Source organism: Acetobacter sp. DsW_54 (assembly GCF_002153575.1).
Classification (GTDB): domain Bacteria; phylum Pseudomonadota; class Alphaproteobacteria; order Acetobacterales; family Acetobacteraceae; genus Acetobacter; species Acetobacter fabarum.
Genome location: NZ_JOPD01000062.1, coordinates 1 through 2,562, shown reverse-complemented (window position 1 = coordinate 2,562; position 2,562 = coordinate 1). Strand labels below are relative to the sequence as shown.

Here is a 2,562-nt window from a genome sequence, read left to right as displayed (position 1 = left end):
CCCACAATAAACTGTCACTATCCAGATATCTGCATCCTGCGACTGGATCGTAGCGAAACCGCCCTGAGCTCTGACCTCACGGTAGAAGATGCGTCCAACTGGCATGCCGATCTGGTTCGCGGGGGCAAAGGTATCCATCAGGGTTGGGCCGTCGCAATCGATCCCGGCGCAAGGGCTTCACGGACGACCCTGACCCTCAATGGCAGTCAGCATACTTACAAGGTGGTTCTGGACACCCGCGGAGACAGCATGAGAACCATCGCGTTCACACATGCCCCCGGCGAACCTCTGAGCCAGCCCGATATTGCACAGCGCTCCGGGATTACAGGCACGCCAGACTTTGCTTACCAGATGACGGGCGACGCTCCGTGGAAGCCCATGCGTGTCTACCGTGAAGGTGGGAAAACCTTCATTCAATTTCCACCCGGCGGAATCAATGCCGCCCCCCGGCTCGTTGTCGTGTCGCCTGGTGGCAAGACTACTCAGGATTATACCATCATTGGAGACTCTTACGTTATCCCCCGTGCCGTCGATGACGCACTGCTGGTTGGTAACGAAGCGGGTTCTCCTCAAATCCACATAACACATGGAGGAACGGAGTGACCCGCCTCACCCGCCACGCCGCAACGGGTATTCTGCTCGTCGGGCTCACAGGATGTGCTCAGAACGCACCATCGACGACCTCGCATGTCTCGGGTGCGACCTTCAGGGATGCCTCGGCACTGACTGTCTTTATCGCGGACATCCTCGCCAACAGCATGGATGCACCCAACAGCATCATTCAGCTTGCCCCATATGAAGGGCCTGATCCCAACCATACGGCCGTGCTGCTGATGGACACCTTGCGAGAACGGGGCTTTGCCCTCTCTCCTGACGGTATGGCGTATCCCGGTGCGCATAGTGTCCGTTATGCAGTCAGCCCCGTCGGCCAGAACCTCCTGCTCGAACTGGACACCGATGATGCGCAGGCAACCTGCCTGTACGGACATACAGAAGACGGCGCCCTGCAACGGGCTGGCAGTTGCACAATTCACAACGGGCAGAGCCTCGTTCTGAAAATCCCCAATATCGAGCAAGCCCGTCAGATACCCCTCAAGACAACACCAGTTGCGCCACAGCCCACACGGGCGGCCGTTCCCGCCATCGTCAAACCACCGGCCGAAGAATGGACACTCGTCGAGGGTCAGCCCATCCGCGAGCAGATGGTCGCATGGGGTGACCGCGCAGGCTGGAAAGTGTTCTGGCCCCACGATCTGAACTGGATGGTGCCAGCAATGACCACATACAGCGGGGACTATCAGAAGGTCATGACAGACATCATCCACACCATATCGGACGAAGGCAAAAGCATTCACGCCGACTTCCATACGCCCAATCACACTCTGGTCGTCACCAGCCCCGGGGGGCGCGGCGAATGAAACTTCTTCCTACACTCCTGACCACCGCATCATGCGTGACGCTGCTGAGCGGATGTGCAGATTTCAAGGCCGTACAGAAGGTCGAACGGGATGCCGAAACAGCGGACAAAAACTATAAAATTCCCCAAAACCCCGTCGTAACGGTGTCGGACAAACCATGGCTGCTTGGAGAAAGCGTCCATGAGTCCGAGAAAATCCCGGAAATTCTCCTGCACCCCGCAGGGATTACCCTTTCACGACCAGTGTCATTGCGTGACGCCGCCATCATCGCCGGGCGCGTGACGCATATTCCCGTCAGTGTCATGCCCGATGCCGAAATGGACTTTGCTTCTTCCGGCGGCGGCTCCAGTTACAGTGCAGCAGATCTGCCACCACCACCGGCCGCGTCGGGAGGAACTTCCCGGTCTGACAGTGATGCCGGGCAAAACCGCTCGGCCCCGCGCTTTGAAAGCAAACCATCCAGCAATGAAAACTGGTCAGGTGTTGGGAACTGGCTCCAGTATCAGGGCACCCGTGAAGGTGTTTTCCAGACACTCGCCACTCGCTTTGGTGTGTGGCAACGCTGGACCAACGGGCAGGTTGAATTTTACCGCACGCTGACAAAGACGTGGTCAATCCCTGCATTTTCCGGGGACTCGACGTCTGACTCCTCAATCGTTGCCTACACTGGGGGTGGTAGCGGCTCGTCCGGTATGGGCATGGGAATGGGTGGCGGCAGCGCCATGATGTCCGGGGGAATGTCCGGTGGTGGCATGAACGGTAGCGGCGGATCCTCAGGTCAGTCGTCCGGCATGGCTTCCATCGTCGCACACAGTAAAACAAACCGCTGGCAGACGATCCAGAAAACCGCAGCGGTCATTGCTGGCGATGCTCATGTCATCGCAGATGAAGGACTGGGAACTGTTTCGGTCACTGGGACACCAGACCAGATTGCGCGCGTGGAAGACTGGGTTCAGGGACTGCGTGACGACATGCTCAAGCAGGTCGCTGTCGAAGTGCATGTCTATACTGTCAAGATTACCCGCGAGAGCAACTACGGGTTCAGCCCGACACTGTCTTTCTCCTCCCATGGAGGCCTGCTCGGCATCACATCCACGCCTGCCACCATGCCGCAGCTCCAGACCTCGGATACGCCATTTTCGTT

2 protein-coding genes and 1 pseudogene are annotated in these 2,562 nt (G+C 58.2%); all 3 read left to right on the top strand.

What is annotated here, in order from left to right; translation table 11 throughout:
- A partial coding sequence (locus HK20_RS12660) for a TrbG/VirB9 family P-type conjugative transfer protein (protein WP_158093075.1) occupies positions 1 to 603 on the top strand: 603 nt, incomplete at its 5' end.
- Positions 600 to 1,418 (top strand): toxin co-regulated pilus biosynthesis Q family protein, encoded by an 819-nt coding sequence (locus tag HK20_RS12655; protein WP_086647389.1) that lies wholly within the window; start codon positions 600 to 602, stop codon positions 1,416 to 1,418. The genes HK20_RS12660 and HK20_RS12655, both read left to right, overlap by 4 nt.
- A pseudogene (locus tag HK20_RS13325) lies at positions 1,415 to 2,562 on the top strand (pilus assembly protein PilN); the annotation flags it as partial. The gene HK20_RS12655 and the pseudogene HK20_RS13325, both read left to right, overlap by 4 nt.